Origin of the sequence: Streptomyces sp. NPDC048751 (genome assembly GCF_043198595.1) — a bacterium.
Classification (GTDB): domain Bacteria; phylum Actinomycetota; class Actinomycetes; order Streptomycetales; family Streptomycetaceae; genus Streptomyces.
Genome location: NZ_JBICUX010000003.1, coordinates 619,529 through 632,333, shown reverse-complemented (window position 1 = coordinate 632,333; position 12,805 = coordinate 619,529). Strand labels below are relative to the sequence as shown.

The following is a 12,805-nucleotide window of genomic DNA, read 5'->3' as shown; positions in this document are numbered from 1 at the left end:
GACAAGCCACAACAAACCCGCACCCGCCGTGGAACGCTAAACGCACCCGCACGACCGGCGAACAACCAACCGCGACGGAAACACCTTCAGCCTCTCCCGCCGCGACCCCGGAACCCGCACACCGTCATCCAGCACCAGATCCACCGCGGCCCGAGCCATCGCCGACCGATCCGACGCCACAGTAGTGAGCCGCGGATCCGTCAACGCCGCTTCCTTGATGTCGTCGAACCCGGCGACACCCAGCTCCCCCGGCACATCGATCCGCAGCTCACGAGCCGCCCGCAGCAACCCGATCGCCTGGTCGTCCGTGGAGCAGAAGATCGCCGGCGGCCGCTGCGGCCCGGAGAGGATCTCCAGCGCGACCTGGTACGCGTCGTACCGGTTGTAGGGCGCCTCGAACAGCCGCCCCTCCGTCGAGATGCCCGCCTCGGCCATGGCCCGGCGCCAGCCCTCGACGTGGTCGGAGACGGGGTCGCCGACCGAGGGGGTCTCCGCGGTGCCGCCCATACAGGCGACGTACTCGTAGCCGTGCTCCAGCAGATGCCGTACGGCGAGCTGTGCGCCGCCCAGGTCGTCGGTGACGACGGCGACGTCGTCGATGGCCTCGGGCCGCTCGTGCAGGAGGACGACCCGGGCGTCCCATGCCTCGATCTCCGCGGCGGCTTGGTCGTTCAGCGCGTGGCTGACGAGGATGAGTCCGGAGACGCGCATGCCGAGGAAGGCCCGCAGATAGTGGACCTCGCGCTCGCTGACGTAGTCGGTGTTGCCGACGAGCACCATCTTCCCGCGCTCGGAAGCGGCCTGTTCGACCGCGTGCGCCATCTCCCCGAAGAAGGGCTGGCGGGCGTCCGGGATGATCAGGCCTATGAGGTCGGTGCGCCGGGAGGCCATCGCCTGGGCGACCCGGTCGGGCCGGTACCCCAGTTCCTTGATCGCGGCGAGGACACGCTCGCGCGTGGCCGGGGCGACCGGCCGGGGTCCGTTGTTGATGACATAGCTGACAACGGCGGTCGAAGTTCCCGCCAGCCGCGCCACATCATCCCGAGTCACCTTGGCCACGCGCGGAGTCTACGCGGATGGACCCGCCCTGGGCAGGGCGTCATGGCCTCGCCGCACGAGGACAAGGCCCTGACCGAGCGTCCGCTATGCCTCCGCCATGCGTCCGCTACGCCTCCGCACGGGCCTCCGTCGCGTCCAGAGCGGTCGTATCGTCCGTATTCTCCGACTTTGCCAGGTCTGCCGTGCCCTTGGCTTCGTCGGTGGCCCGCTCGGCCTTTTCCGGAGTAACGAATCGATAACCGACGTTCCGGACGGTTCCGATCAGCGACTCGTGCTCGGGGCCGAGCTTCGCGCGCAGCCTCCGTACGTGCACGTCGACCGTCCGGGTGCCGCCGAAGTAGTCGTAGCCCCACACCTCCTGCAGCAGCTGCGCCCGCGTGAAGACGCGGCCCGGGTGCTGCGCGAGGTACTTCAGCAGCTCGAACTCCTTGAAGGTGAGGTCGAGGACGCGGCCCTTGAGCTTGGCCGAGTAGGTCGCCTCGTCGACCGACAGGTCGCCGTTGCGGATCTCCATCGGGGAGTCGTCGTTGACGATCTGCTGCCGGCCCATGGCCAGCCGCAGCCGCGCCTCCACCTCGGCGGGGCCGGCGGTGTCGAGCAGGACGTCGTCGATGCCCCAGTCGGCGGTGACGGCGGCGAGGCCGCCCTCGGTTACGACGAGGACGAGCGGGCAGCCGGGGCCGGTCGAACGCAGCAGCTGGCACAGGCTGCGGACCTGGGGAAGGTCACGGCGGCCGTCGACCAGGATGACGTCGGCGCCGGGGGTGTCGACAAGGGCGGGGCCCTCCGCCGGGGCGACCCGCACGTTGTGCAGGAGCAGGCCGAGTGCGGGAAGCACCTCCGTCGACGGCTGGAGGGCATTGGTCAGGAGCAGCAGAGAACTCATATGTCTGGTTCCTCCTCGGTCCCTGCGAGGACGTTTGTTGGCACAGCAGCTCTGCGATCCCGAAGGCCCGTACACCTGCGGTTTCCCGCGTCGTATACAACGCTTCCGAAAGCACAAAAGGACCCGGGGGCTACGTTGCCCGAGTCCTCTGTCCAGCAGAATAGCCCACATGAGCACTGGTCGGGCAGGTCATGTGGCGCGATCCATCCCTCGTCCGAATGACGAGACACCCGGATGCACGCCTTTGCGGACGTTTCTGCGCACGGTCGACGGCGTTCCGATCCATTCCGTATACGACCCGGGTCCGGCCGTATACGACACTCGGCGGCCACTTTCCGTTGATCCCGTGTTCGTGATCGCCCACGGATTCACCGGCGCGGTGGACCGGCCGCACATTCGACGGGTGGCGCGCGCCTTCGGCCGGCACGGAGCCGTCGTCACCTTCTCCTTCCGCGGGCACGGGGAGTCGGGCGGACGCTCCACCGTCGGCGACCGCGAGGTGTACGACCTGGCGGCCGCGGTGCGCTGGGCCCGCGAACTCGGGCACACGCGCGTGGTCACCGTCGGCTTCTCCATGGGCGGCTCCGTGGTGCTGCGGCACGCGGCGCTGCACGGCTCGGACGGCACAGCGGCCGACGCCGACGACATGGCCCGTACGGACGCGGTGGTCTCCGTCAGCGCGCCGGCCCGCTGGTACTACCGGGGCACCGCCCCCATGCGGCGGCTGCACTGGCTGGTGACCCGCCCCGAGGGCCGTCTGGTGGGCCGCTACGGGTTCGGTACGCGCATCCACCACCGCGAGTGGGACCCGGTCCCGCTCTCCCCGGTGGAGGCCGTCCCGCGCATCGCGCCGACCCCGCTGCTCATCGTGCACGGCGAACAGGACGGCTACTTCCCCCTCGACCACCCCCGGATGCTCGCGGCCGCCGCCGGTGACCACGGGGAACTCTGGCTGGAACCCGGTATGGGCCACGCCGAACACGCGGCGGACGACCGGCTGCTGGCCCGCATCGGGGACTGGGCGGTGGCGCGGGCGGGCTAGCCTGACCGTGTACACCGCCGAGTCTGATTTCTGATCGCTGACAGAGGAAACCGATGGCAAAGGTCACGGTGCGCTATTGGGCCGCCGCCAAGGCCGCCGCCGGCGTCGCCGAGGAGCCGTACGACGCGGCCACGCTCGCCGAGGCGCTGGACGCGGTGCGCGAGCGGCACCCCGGCGAGCTGACCCGCGTACTGCTGCGCTGCTCGTTCCTCCTCGACGGCGATCCCGTGGGCACGCGCGGGCATGAGACGGTACGGCTGGCCGAGGGCGGCACGGTTGAGGTGCTCCCGCCGTTCGCAGGAGGGTGAGCAGTGAGCAACCAGCCGTATGAGGGGTACGACCCTTACGCGCAGCAGCAGGGGTGGGCTCAGCAGCAACAGCCCTACCAGCAGCAGCCGTACCAGCAGGAGTCCTACCAGCAGGAGTCGTACCCGCAGCAGTACCAGCAGGAGCCGTACCAGCAGCCCTACGAGGACCCGCAGCAGTACACGCAGCAGTGGCAGGGGCAGACCTGGGAGACGCAGGCGCACGCGCCGGTGACCGCGCCGCAGGGTTACGAACCCCCCGCTCACCCGGAGCCCGGCGCCCAAGGCGGCGGCGAAGCCCCTTCCTACGGCCCCGCCACCGTCGCCGGGAACTCCCGCCTCACCGACGCCCAGCGCGCCCGCCAGGAAGGGCGCTCCCCGATCATCGAGCCGGGCCTCCAGCCCGCCGCGCTCACCGCGGTGCTCGGGCTGCTGCTCTCCGGGGCCGCGGCGATCGGGTCGTACGGCCTGCTCGTGCCCCTCGTCCTGCTCCAGGCCGTCACCGCCGCGGGCTGGTTCCGGCTGAACGGGATGTGGCCCGCCCGACAGGGCATCGCGCTGGCGTTCCTGGGGGCGCTGGTGTCGGACGTGGCGCTGCTCGTGGCGGGCCGGGACAACGCTCCGGCCGCGATCCTCGGCACGCTCGGCGTGTGGGTGCTGCTCTGTCTCGTCCTCCAGCTGCGCTCGCACGCGGACCCGGACGAGCGGATGTACGGCCTGATGGCGACCGTGACGTCCTCGGCGCTGGCCATCGTCGCGACGGGCTACCTCGCGGCCGAGCCGGACGCGGTCACGGTCGGCGCGGCCGCGGTGGCGGTCGCCGTGGTGGCCCGTGCGCTGCCGCTGCCGACCCCCGCCTCCGTGGTCGTCTCGCTGCTGGCCGCGGCCGGTGCCGGGATCGCGATGGGCGGGCTGACGGACCTGGGGACGCAGGGCGCGCTGCTGGGCGCGGGAGCGGCGGTCTGCGCGCTGATCGGGCACCGGGTCGCGAGCTACGACTACCCGTCGCGGTTCGTGCACTTCACGGCGGGCGTGGCCCTGCCGCTGTCCGCCGCCGCGCCGGTTGTGTGGGTGCTGGGGCGGGCGCTCGGCTGACCTGTGTGCGCGTGTCACAGGTGATCGACAAAAGCCCTGTGGCCCCGCGGCCCAGGGTTACCGTGGGCTGTCGTCGTCACGGACAGCCAAGTGGGGGAACACGGCATGCGCGCGCTGCGGATACTTCTGATCACCGTCATCGTCCTGGGCGTGCTGTTCGTGATCGTCGACCGGGTCGCGGTGCACTTCGCCGAGGGTGAGGCGGCCGACCGGCTGAAGTCGAGCGAGAACCTGGCGACCACGCCGGACGTGTCCATAGACGGCTTCCCCTTCCTCACCCAGGTCGCCGGCGGTGAGCTGGACCAGGTCGAGGTCGGCATCAAGGACTACGAGGCGCCCACGGGCACCGGCGGCAGGACCATCCGGATCGACGACATGAAGGCCGACATGAAGGGCGTCACCTTCTCCGGCGACTACAGCTCCGCGACCGCCGCCTCCGCGACGGGCACCGCGACCATCGCGTACGACGAGCTGCTCAAGGCGGCCAAGTCGGAGCCGACGCGGGTCGGGCCCGCGGTGAGCGCGCGGGTGGTGGGCCTGTCCGACGGCGGCAACGGGAAGATCAAGGTCCAGATCGACGCGACCGTCCTCGGGGTGAAGCTGCCCAAGCCGGTCTCCGTGCTCAGCTCGGTCACGGTCCAGGGCGACACCGTGCGGGTGCGCGCCGACTCGCTGCCCGACCTCGGGATCGACCTCGCGGAGACCGCGATCCGCTCGATCACCGACTTCCAGCAGACCATCGAGCAGCTGCCCGGTGGGATCCGGCTGGACAAGGTGCAGGCTGTGCAGGACGGTGTGGAGATCACGGTGAAGGGTTCGAACGTCAGGCTCGCCGGGTAGGACGGCGGTCGGCAGGTCGGCCAGGTCGGTCGGGCTCTCCGGGTAGGACGGCGTTCGGTGGGCGCCAGGTGTCCGACCAGCGAGACGCCGATGTCCGCTCCGTAGATCGAGTGGATCGGGAGCCGGTCGAGTGCGGAACGCGGGCGCCCGGGAACCGTGCGGGGCACGGCCGGGCGCTCTTCTGTTCCCACATGCCGGACGATCGCATCTCATCATGCGACACGCCGGTGACATGCCCGCCTCTCCCTCCCTACGATCGACAACTATGAAGCGACAGGCGGATCTCACGAAGCGGCGGGCAGTAGACCTGTGCCGCGTCGCCGCCATGCTCTGTCGCCCCTTCTGAGTGGAAGCGCCGACTTCCGCATCCCCCACTGCCCTGTAGAGGGCATATGTGTGCTGCCCCAACCCGTGCGGCACCTCACTTGCACGCCCCGCCGCAACTGCCCCGGAGGAGAAACAGCATGAGCCGCAGCGACGTCCTGGTAGACGCCGATTGGGTCCAGGAGCACCTGGACGACCCGAGCATCGCCATCGTCGAGGTGGACGAGGACACGTCGGCGTACGAGAAGAACCACATCCGGAACGCCATCCGGATCGACTGGACCCAGGACCTCCAGGACCCGGTCCGTCGTGACTTCATCGACCAGGAGGGCTTCGAGAAGCTCCTGTCGGCGAAGGGCATCGCCAACGACACGCTGGTGATCCTGTACGGCGGCAACAACAACTGGTTCGCGTCCTACGCCTACTGGTACTTCAAGCTGTACGGCCACGAGAACGTCAAGCTGCTCGACGGTGGCCGCAAGAAGTGGGAGCTGGACGCCCGCGAGCTGGTCGAGGACGTGCCCGAGCGCGCCACGACCGACTACAAGGCCAAGCCGCAGGACAAGTCCATCCGCGCCTTCCGTGACGACGTGGTGGCGGCCATCGGTTCGCAGAACCTGGTCGACGTCCGCTCTCCCGACGAGTTCAGCGGCAAGCTGCTCGCTCCCGCGCACCTGCCGCAGGAGCAGTCGCAGCGTCCGGGTCACGTCCCGAGCGCCCGCAACATCCCGTGGTCGAAGAACGCCAACGACGACGGCACCTTCAAGTCGGACGAGGAGCTCAAGGAGCTCTACGCCGACGAGCAGGTGGACCTGGCCAAGGACACCATCGCCTACTGCCGCATCGGTGAGCGTTCCGCGCTGACCTGGTTCGTCCTGCACGAGCTGCTCGGTGTGCAGAACGTCAAGAACTACGACGGCTCCTGGACCGAGTACGGCAGCCTCGTCGGTGTGCCGATCGAGCTCGGCGCCAACAAGTAAGTCCGGCGCGCGACCGAGAAACCAAACCAACCCGACCGGCCTTCCTTCCGGTCAGACCCCTCTGGAGAAAGACATGTGTGGAGCGAAGGCCGGCGGCCCCGACGCCTCGACGATCAAGCCTGGTGAGACCACGATCCAGGGTCAGGTGACCCGCGACGGCGAGCCGGTGACGGGCTACGTCCGTCTGCTGGACTCGACCGGCGAGTTCACCGCGGAGGTCCCCACCTCCGCCACGGGCCAGTTCCGGTTCTACGCGGCCGAGGGCACCTGGACCGTACGCGCCCTCGTCCCCGGCGCCACCGCCGACCGCACGGTCGTCGCCCAGAAGGGCGGCCTCGCGGAGGTCGCGATCGCGGTCTGAGCAACCTCAGCACCGTAAGGAGGGCCGCACCCCCCCGGGTTGGACGCCTGGGGTGCGGCCTTCCGCCTTGTCCGGACCTACCCTGGACTCATGTACGCACGGCGACGGCACGTTTACTTCGCCATGATGGGGACCTGCGTCGGTCTCTTCGTCCTGGCCTGGGGGGTTGTGCGCCTCTGGTCGGTGCCGGCGGCGGTGGGGATGTGTGTGGTCGCCATGCTCATCCCGCCCGTGGCGGCGATGGTGGCCAACCGGCGGGGCCCCGAGGACCGCTGGTGGGACGACCCTTCGGGGGACCCGCAGTCCGACGAGTGGTGGGACGAGCTGGACGGCAAGAAACGCCCGCGCCCGTAACCGCCGTCTCTCACCCCGTCCCTCAGGCCCCGTCTGTCAGCCCCCGTGTCTCAGTAGACGAGCGCCTGCGTCCCGTCCCCCAGCGCCTCCTGGACGAACACCTGCGCACCCGCGATGCGTACGCCCTCGATGACGTCCTTCTCCGTGATCTCCCGCCGGGCCGCGCACTGCGTGCACAGCGTGACCCGCCCCCCGGCCAGCAGCGAGTCCAGCAGATCGGGCAGCGGCGCGGCATGCGGCAGCTCGAACTCCGCGGCCCGCCCCGGCAACGCGAACCACGCGGACTCCCCGGTCAGCCACAGCGACACCTCCACCCCACTGGCCACGGCCACCGCCGCCACGGTGAACGCCTGCGAGCAACGCTCGGGAGCATCGGCCCCGGCGGTCACCTTGATCACGAGCTTCTTCGCCATGCCCGCATCGTAAGCCCGGCGCCGGGAGGGCCCACCTCACAAGGAGGGCCCGACCCCGGCCGCGTAAGCTGGGGCCCGGCTCTGTCGTATGACCACCCTCGCTCAAGGAGCACCCGTGGAGATCTTCTTCGAAACCCTGCTGGTCCTGGTCTGCGTCGGCGTGCTCGCCTTCGCCGGACTGACCGTGAAGAAGCTTTACCAGGGCCAGCGCTGATCACGTCGTCTAGGAACCTCCACTCATGATTGAGATCCCGTCCGACCTGCACAAGGACCTCGTCCCGCTCGTCTTCCTGCTCGGCAATTGGGCCGGCGCGGGCGTGCACGACTTCCCCGGCTCCGAGAAGTGCAACTTCGGGCAGGAAGTCAGCTTCAGCCACGACGGCCGGGACTTCCTGGAGTACCACTCCCGCACCTGGGTGCTGGACAACGACGGCAACAAGGTGCGGCCGCTGGAGACGGAGTCCGGCTTCTGGCGCATCGTCGACGCCCGCAAGGTCGAGGTCACGATGACCCGCGACGACGGCGTCATCGAGATCTGGTACGGCGAGCTGGCCGACAAGAAGCCGCAGATCGACCTGGTCACGGACGCCGTGGCACGCACCGCCGCCTCGCAGCCCTACAGCGGCGGCAAGCGGCTGTACGGCTACGTCAAGAGTGACCTGATGTGGGTCGGCGAGAAGCAGACCCCCGAGGTCGAGCTGCGCCCCTACATGTCGGCCCACCTGAAGAAGGTCGTCACCCCGGAAGAGGTCGAGCGCTGGGCCAAGGCCCTGCCCGACGACATGCCGGACGACGGGATCGCCTTCTTCAAGTAGTCACTAGACTCGTCGGTGTGGTGAGCACCGACTGGAAGAGCGACCTCAGGCAGCGTGGCTACCGGCTGACGCCGCAGCGTCAGCTTGTTCTCGAGGCTGTGGACACCCTGGAGCACGCGACCCCCGACGACATCCTCGTGGAAGTGCGGAAGACGGCGTCGGGGGTCAACATTTCCACCGTGTACCGGACCCTGGAGCTCCTGGAGGAGCTGGGTCTGGTCAGTCACGCGCACCTCGGGCACGGGGCGCCGACGTACCACCTCGCCGACCGGCACCACCACATCCACCTGGTGTGCCGGGACTGCCAGAACGTCATCGAGGCGGACGTGAAGGTGGCCGCGGAGTTCACGGCCAAGCTGCGGGACACCTTCGGCTTCGACACCGACATGAAGCACTTCGCGATCTTCGGCCGGTGCAAGGACTGCTCTGTGAAGACTTCAACTACCGAGTCGTAGGCTTACGTATATGAAGAGCCCCCTGCTGTCCCTGCCCGGCGCCGTTCCCGCCGAGGGCGTGGACGAAGGCGTAGCCGCCCACTACGGCGACCTGTTCCGTGAGCAGCGCGCCCTCGCCGACGGCACCGGCTTCGTCGACCTCTCGCACCGCGGCGTCCTGTCCGTCTCCGGCGACGACCGGCTCAGCTGGCTGCACCTGCTGCTCACCCAGCACGTCAGCGAGCTGCCCGTCGGCGAGGCCACCGAGGCGCTGATCCTCTCCGCGCACGGCCACATCGAGCACGCGCTCTACCTCGTCGACGACGGCGAGACGGTCTGGGCCCACGTGGAGCCCGGCACCCAGGACGCGCTGATCGCGTACCTGGAGTCGATGAAGTTCTTCTACCGCGTCGAGGTCGCCGACCGCACCGACGAGTTCGCGGTCGTGCATCTGCCGGCCGGCTCCATCACCGAGGTGCCGGAAGGCGTCGTCGTGCGCGAGACGCCGTACGGACGTGATCTGTTCCTGCCGCGCGCCGACCTGGAGTCGTACGCCGAGAAGGCCGGCCCCGCGGCCGGGATCCTGGCCTACGAGGCGCTGCGCGTCGAGCACCACCGCCCGCGCCTCGGCTTCGAGACCGACCACCGCACGATCCCGCACGAGCTGGGCTGGATCGGCTCGGCGGTGCATCTGCAGAAGGGCTGCTACCGCGGCCAGGAGACGGTCGCCCGCGTCCAGAACCTGGGCAAGCCCCCGCGCCGGCTCGTCTTCCTGCACCTCGACGGCAGCGAGGTCCACCTGCCGCCCCGCGGCACCGAGATCCGGCTCGCGGACGAAGACCCGGACGGTCGGAAGATCGGCTTCATCACCACCTCCGTACGCCACCACGAGCTCGGCCCCGTCGCCCTCGCGCTGGTCAAGCGCAACGTACCGGTGGACGCGCCCCTGGTCGCCGACACCACGGCCGCCGCACAGGAGACCGTCGTAGAGCCGTAGACCGTAAAGGCCTCAGGACCCCTTACACCTCGACCAGTACCGTGAACGGGCCGTCGTTGGTCAGGGACACCCGCATGTGTGCGCCGAAGCGGCCCGTCTCCACCGTCGCGCCCAGGGCGCGCAGCTGGGCGACGACCTCGTCCACGAGGGGCTCGGCGACCGGGCCGGGGGCGGCCGCGTTCCAGGTGGGGCGGCGGCCCTTGCGGGCGTCGCCGTAGAGGGTGAACTGGCTGATCACGAGGAGCGGGGCGTCGATGTCGCTGCACGACTTCTCGTCGTGCAGCACCCGCACCGACCACAACTTGCGGGCGAGCTGGGCCGCCTTCTCCTTGGTGTCCTCGTGGGTGACCCCGACCAGGACGCACAGCCCCTCGCCGATGATCTCCCCGACCGTCTCGCCGTCCACGACGACGCTCGCGCCGTCCACCCTCTGCACCACTGCACGCATACGACCATCATGCCGGGTGACGAACGGCGGTCCGCGTTTGGTCCGGACCAGGCATCTTTTTGATCCTTAAGCCCCTATCTGGGGCCGTTCGGGGGCACTCGGTCACATAGTGGCCACTTGGGGTGGCACCATGCTGGAACACGCCGGTCGAGGGGACGGTAGAGGCACATGAGCACACCGAGTACCGGGCAGCAGTCCGGGGCTGTCTCGTTGACCCGCGAGGGAGACCGGGACAGCCCCCGGCCGCCCGCACAGCGCACCGACAGCCCGCTGCTGCCCGTAGATCCGCCCGAACACGACCTTGCCGTGCTGAGCCTGCCCGAGCTGCGCACCCTGCGCCGGGACGCCCAGCGCGACGAGGCCGACCTGAGCTACGTACGGCGGCTGCTCCAGGGGCGCATCGACATCCTGCGGGCGGAGCTGGCGCGGCGCGGTCCCGCGTCGGTCGTGGCGCCGGGGGAGTCGTCCGTCGTGGAGCGGCTCCCGGAGATCCTCAGGGACGCCCCGGCCCGCCACCGTTCCTCGGCGCGCCATGTGACGCTGGGCACTCCGCACAACGAGGAGTACCGGCGGCTGGCCGCGGACATGCTCGGCGAGGTCGAGCTCTCTGACCTGGGCGCGCGCACGGACCCCGAGCTGAACACCGCGATGGGCCGGCTCGTCCGCTACGAGCAGCAGGTCTCCAGGCGCAGGCAGCGGCTGCAGCGCACGGCCGACGACTGCAGCGCCGAGATCACCCGCCGCTACCGCGACGGCGAGGCCCAGGTGGACGACCTGCTGGTGTGAGCCCTCCGGCGCTCGGGGCCCGCTGGTGGGCGGGCGGGGTGCGTGGGGACGGGGGTGGGCTTGCGCCCGGGCCCCCACCGCGGTGGGCCCGGGGAAATCCTCACGACACCCCGACCACCCTCCCCCTACCGTGGGCCCATGACCCCCCGCGCCGACATCGACATACGTCCCATCACCGAGGCGGAGCTCCCCGAGTGGCTCCGCGCCATCAACGCCGGCTTCCTGCGCGAGCCCGTCACCTCCGAGGCCGAACTCGAAGCCCGACGCACCCAGTTCGTGCCCGGACGCTATCTCGGCGCCTTCGAGGGCAGCCGGTGTGTGGCGACCTTCAAGTCCTTCGCCCAGGAGCTCACGGCCGCCGAGGGCAGGGCCGTTCCCGCGAACGCCGTCACAGGCGTCACGGTCACCGCCACGCACCGCCGCCGCGGCCTGCTCACCCGCATGATGAGCCAGGACCTGGCCGCGGCGAAGGAGCGGGAGGACGTGGTCGCCACGCTCATCGCGGCCGAGTACCCGATCTACGGCCGCTACGGCTTCGGCCCCGCCACGTCGGCGAGCGAGTGGACGATCGACGTGCCGCGGTCCGGTCTCGACCCGCGCTGGTCCGGTCCCGAGGACGGCGGCCGGATCGACCTCGTGGACGGCGAGGACGTCCGCAAGCTGGGCCCCGACCTGCACGAGCGGATACGCCGGGCACAGCCGGGCGCCGTCAGCCGCGACGAGATGTGGTGGCGGGTGAACACCGGTGACGTGCGCTTCGAGCCCTCGTGGACCGAGCCCTTCTACGCCGTCCACCGCTCGGCCGACGGCGAGGTGCAGGGTCTGGTGTCGTACCGCAGCGACGGTCTCTGGGGCGACGGCAAGATGCAGCCGACGAACACGGCGAGCGTGCGGTGGCTGATCGCGGCGAACCCGGCCGCCGAGCGTGCCCTGTGGCACTACATGTGCTCGATCGACTGGGTCGTGACGGTGAAGTCGGGCTGGCGGGCCCCCGACGACCTGCTCCCGCTCCTCCTGCCGGACCCCAGGGCGGCCAGGATCACCAGCCAGGCGGACTGGCTGTGGGTGCGGCTCCTGGACGTCGTACGGGCCCTCGAGGCGCGTTCGTACGACGGTGAGGGCTCGCTGGTGCTGGAGGTCGCCGACGGGGCCGGGCTGGCCGGCGGGCGCTACCTGCTGGAGGCGTCGGCGGCCGGGGCGTCCTGCACGCGGACCACGCGGAGCGCCGACCTCGCCCTCGACGTGCGGGAGTTGGCGGCGCTGTGGCTGGGCGACGAGTCGGCGGTGCGACTCGCGGCGCTGGGCAGGGTGCGGGAAGAACGAGCGGGCGCCGCCCGGTCGGCCGACGCCCTGCTGCGCACGTCCAGGCGGCCTTGGTGCCCGGACATGTTCTGAGCTCCTTCCGCTGGGCGGTGGGGACGGTGGGGAAGTACTGCATCCGTAGCTGTGCTCTGGTGAGCTGTATGAAGTTGTCGGTGTGAAGTTGTGGCTGTGCGCTGCCCTGTGGGCCCTGTGGAGTTGTGACTGTGCTGGACGGCCGGGCTCCCGGCTCCCCTCCGGAAGGGAGCCCGATCCTCCAAGTTTGACCATGTCGTTGAAGTTGGCGACCAACTTCACTGTACTTATCTCCGCTTGGAAGCGTCTCATAACCACCTTCCCATGAACT

The 12,805-nt window shown here is 70.1% G+C and carries 16 protein-coding genes; 12 read left to right on the top strand and 4 right to left on the bottom strand.

Annotated features, from left to right (window positions below):
* Window positions 1–36: 36 nt before the first annotated feature.
* Window positions 37–1,059, bottom strand: a complete 1,023-nt coding sequence (locus ACGFNV_RS14645; RefSeq protein ID WP_393622384.1) for a LacI family DNA-binding transcriptional regulator — start codon at window positions 1,057–1,059, stop codon at window positions 37–39.
* A gap of 106 nt (window positions 1,060–1,165) precedes the next feature.
* Complete coding sequence (locus tag ACGFNV_RS14640; RefSeq protein ID WP_393622382.1) at window positions 1,166–1,945, bottom strand: winged-helix domain-containing protein; 780 nt, start codon at window positions 1,943–1,945, stop codon at window positions 1,166–1,168.
* Between the two features lie 169 nt (window positions 1,946–2,114).
* On the opposite strand from ACGFNV_RS14640, the gene ACGFNV_RS14635 reads away from it, so the two are divergent.
* From ACGFNV_RS14635 to ACGFNV_RS14605, 7 genes are all read left to right on the top strand, one after another.
* Window positions 2,115–2,987: an alpha/beta hydrolase gene (locus ACGFNV_RS14635; RefSeq protein WP_393622380.1), complete on the top strand. Its 873-nt coding sequence runs from the start codon at window positions 2,115–2,117 to the stop codon at window positions 2,985–2,987.
* A 53-nt stretch (window positions 2,988–3,040) separates the two neighbouring features.
* On the top strand, window positions 3,041–3,295 hold the full coding sequence (locus ACGFNV_RS14630; RefSeq protein WP_133929148.1) for a MoaD/ThiS family protein: 255 nt from the start codon (window positions 3,041–3,043) through the stop codon (window positions 3,293–3,295).
* Between the two features lie 3 nt (window positions 3,296–3,298).
* A complete protein-coding gene (locus ACGFNV_RS14625) occupies window positions 3,299–4,387 on the top strand; it encodes a hypothetical protein (protein WP_393622378.1) in 1,089 nt (362 codons plus the stop codon).
* A gap of 105 nt (window positions 4,388–4,492) precedes the next feature.
* Window positions 4,493–5,227 carry a DUF2993 domain-containing protein gene (locus ACGFNV_RS14620; protein ID WP_393622376.1) on the top strand — a complete coding sequence of 245 codons (735 nt, stop codon included), beginning with the start codon at window positions 4,493–4,495 and terminating at the stop codon, window positions 5,225–5,227.
* Between the two features lie 464 nt (window positions 5,228–5,691).
* On the top strand, window positions 5,692–6,531 hold the full coding sequence (locus tag ACGFNV_RS14615) for a sulfurtransferase (RefSeq protein WP_133929144.1): 840 nt from the start codon (window positions 5,692–5,694) through the stop codon (window positions 6,529–6,531).
* Between the two features lie 73 nt (window positions 6,532–6,604).
* Window positions 6,605–6,892, top strand: a complete 288-nt coding sequence (locus ACGFNV_RS14610; RefSeq protein WP_028421436.1) for a DUF1416 domain-containing protein — start codon at window positions 6,605–6,607, stop codon at window positions 6,890–6,892.
* Window positions 6,893–6,982: 90 nt separating this feature from the next.
* Window positions 6,983–7,246 (top strand): DUF3099 domain-containing protein, encoded by a 264-nt coding sequence (locus ACGFNV_RS14605; protein ID WP_133929143.1) that lies wholly within the window; start codon window positions 6,983–6,985, stop codon window positions 7,244–7,246.
* 50 nt (window positions 7,247–7,296) lie between these two features.
* Here the strand turns inward: ACGFNV_RS14605 and ACGFNV_RS14600 are convergent, their stop codons facing one another.
* A complete protein-coding gene (locus tag ACGFNV_RS14600; protein WP_393622373.1) occupies window positions 7,297–7,659 on the bottom strand; it encodes a DsrE family protein in 363 nt (120 codons plus the stop codon).
* Window positions 7,660–7,898: 239 nt separating this feature from the next.
* On the opposite strand from ACGFNV_RS14600, the gene ACGFNV_RS14595 reads away from it, so the two are divergent.
* From ACGFNV_RS14595 to ACGFNV_RS14585, 3 genes are read left to right on the top strand one after another with little or no spacing between them, the layout of a single operon-like run.
* Window positions 7,899–8,474 (top strand): FABP family protein, encoded by a 576-nt coding sequence (locus tag ACGFNV_RS14595; protein WP_133929141.1) that lies wholly within the window; start codon window positions 7,899–7,901, stop codon window positions 8,472–8,474.
* A 17-nt stretch (window positions 8,475–8,491) separates the two neighbouring features.
* Window positions 8,492–8,929, top strand: coding sequence for a Fur family transcriptional regulator (locus tag ACGFNV_RS14590; RefSeq protein ID WP_393622371.1), 438 nt, complete (start codon window positions 8,492–8,494; stop codon window positions 8,927–8,929).
* A gap of 10 nt (window positions 8,930–8,939) precedes the next feature.
* A complete protein-coding gene (locus ACGFNV_RS14585; RefSeq protein WP_393622369.1) occupies window positions 8,940–9,905 on the top strand; it encodes a YgfZ/GcvT domain-containing protein in 966 nt (321 codons plus the stop codon).
* A gap of 22 nt (window positions 9,906–9,927) precedes the next feature.
* Here the strand turns inward: ACGFNV_RS14585 and dtd are convergent, their stop codons facing one another.
* Complete coding sequence (dtd, locus tag ACGFNV_RS14580) at window positions 9,928–10,353, bottom strand: D-aminoacyl-tRNA deacylase (RefSeq protein ID WP_389423822.1); 426 nt, start codon at window positions 10,351–10,353, stop codon at window positions 9,928–9,930.
* Window positions 10,354–10,521: 168 nt separating this feature from the next.
* Between dtd and ACGFNV_RS14575 the strand changes: the two genes are divergently transcribed.
* Together ACGFNV_RS14575 and ACGFNV_RS14570 are read left to right on the top strand one after the other, a co-directional pair.
* A complete protein-coding gene (locus ACGFNV_RS14575) occupies window positions 10,522–11,139 on the top strand; it encodes an aerial mycelium formation protein (protein ID WP_393622367.1) in 618 nt (205 codons plus the stop codon).
* Window positions 11,140–11,277: 138 nt separating this feature from the next.
* Window positions 11,278–12,534 carry a GNAT family N-acetyltransferase gene (locus tag ACGFNV_RS14570; RefSeq protein ID WP_393622365.1) on the top strand — a complete coding sequence of 419 codons (1,257 nt, stop codon included), beginning with the start codon at window positions 11,278–11,280 and terminating at the stop codon, window positions 12,532–12,534.
* The last annotated feature ends 271 nt before the right edge of the window (window positions 12,535–12,805 follow it).

What these genes read in the sequence shown, in the direction of transcription:
- ACGFNV_RS14640 (WP_393622382.1), bottom strand. Translation starts at nt 1,945, where the DNA reads ATGAGTTCTCTGCTGCTCCTGACCAATGCCCTCCAGCCGTCGACGGAG.
- ACGFNV_RS14635 (WP_393622380.1), top strand. Translation starts at nt 2,115, where the DNA reads ATGAGCACTGGTCGGGCAGGTCATGTGGCGCGATCCATCCCTCGTCCG.
- ACGFNV_RS14630 (WP_133929148.1), top strand. Translation starts at nt 3,041, where the DNA reads ATGGCAAAGGTCACGGTGCGCTATTGGGCCGCCGCCAAGGCCGCCGCC.
- ACGFNV_RS14620 (WP_393622376.1), top strand. Translation starts at nt 4,493, where the DNA reads ATGCGCGCGCTGCGGATACTTCTGATCACCGTCATCGTCCTGGGCGTG.
- ACGFNV_RS14615 (WP_133929144.1), top strand. Translation starts at nt 5,692, where the DNA reads ATGAGCCGCAGCGACGTCCTGGTAGACGCCGATTGGGTCCAGGAGCAC.
- ACGFNV_RS14610 (WP_028421436.1), top strand. Translation starts at nt 6,605, where the DNA reads ATGTGTGGAGCGAAGGCCGGCGGCCCCGACGCCTCGACGATCAAGCCT.
- ACGFNV_RS14605 (WP_133929143.1), top strand. Translation starts at nt 6,983, where the DNA reads ATGTACGCACGGCGACGGCACGTTTACTTCGCCATGATGGGGACCTGC.
- ACGFNV_RS14600 (WP_393622373.1), bottom strand. Translation starts at nt 7,659, where the DNA reads ATGGCGAAGAAGCTCGTGATCAAGGTGACCGCCGGGGCCGATGCTCCC.
- ACGFNV_RS14595 (WP_133929141.1), top strand. Translation starts at nt 7,899, where the DNA reads ATGATTGAGATCCCGTCCGACCTGCACAAGGACCTCGTCCCGCTCGTC.
- ACGFNV_RS14585 (WP_393622369.1), top strand. Translation starts at nt 8,940, where the DNA reads ATGAAGAGCCCCCTGCTGTCCCTGCCCGGCGCCGTTCCCGCCGAGGGC.
- dtd (WP_389423822.1), bottom strand. Translation starts at nt 10,353, where the DNA reads ATGCGTGCAGTGGTGCAGAGGGTGGACGGCGCGAGCGTCGTCGTGGAC.
- ACGFNV_RS14575 (WP_393622367.1), top strand. Translation starts at nt 10,522, where the DNA reads ATGAGCACACCGAGTACCGGGCAGCAGTCCGGGGCTGTCTCGTTGACC.
- ACGFNV_RS14570 (WP_393622365.1), top strand. Translation starts at nt 11,278, where the DNA reads ATGACCCCCCGCGCCGACATCGACATACGTCCCATCACCGAGGCGGAG.